Origin of the sequence: Nocardia amamiensis NBRC 102102 (assembly GCF_001612745.1) — a bacterium.
Taxonomy (GTDB): domain Bacteria; phylum Actinomycetota; class Actinomycetes; order Mycobacteriales; family Mycobacteriaceae; genus Nocardia; species Nocardia amamiensis.
The window spans coordinates 1-625 of record NZ_BDBA01000474.1 but is presented as its reverse complement, the minus strand read 5'-3'; the positions used below and the strand labels follow the sequence as shown (position 1 = coordinate 625).

The 625-nt window shown below is 64.2% G+C and carries 1 protein-coding gene; it reads left to right on the top strand.

The genetic code is table 11. The features are described 5' to 3' along the window. Window positions 1–625 (top strand): group II intron reverse transcriptase/maturase (locus tag NA4_RS38490; protein ID WP_218022547.1); only part of this gene is annotated, 625 nt, incomplete at both ends.

The window sequence follows — 625 nt, the reverse complement described above, 5'->3', positions numbered from 1 at the left end:
CGATCAGCCTGGGCGTTCCCACTTCGGTGATCAAGGCCAAGACCGCCCTTTATCGCGAGCGCGGCAAACCCGCGCGCCGGTCCCAGGTGATCAACTACAGCGACTACGACATCGTCCGGATCTACGGGACCGAATACCGGGGCATCGTGCAGTACTACCTGCTGGCCGGCAACATCCGGCGGCTACACCGGCTGCGCTGGGCCATGCTGAGCTCGATGCTGAAAACGCTGGCAAGCAAGCATCGCTCGACGCCCACCAGGATCGCCGCCAAACATCAGGCGAAGATCCTGACACCCAATGGGCCACGACGCTGCTTCGAAGCCATCGTTGAACGCGGAGGCACCAGCACCCCACTGGTCGCACGGTTCGGTGGAATTCCCTTGCGACGGCAGAAAACCGCGATCCTCGCCGACCGCAACCCGGAGCGGATCACCCGCCGCAGCGAGCTGATCAACCGGCTCCAACGCGGCAGATGCGAACTATGCCAACAACCCGGACAAGTCCAAGTTCACCACGTCCGTGCCCTGGCCCACCTCGCACGATCCGAACCAACCCCGTGGACACAGGCCATGGCACGACGGCGCCGCAAGACCCTCGTGGTCTGCGACGCCTGCCACGACCTCAT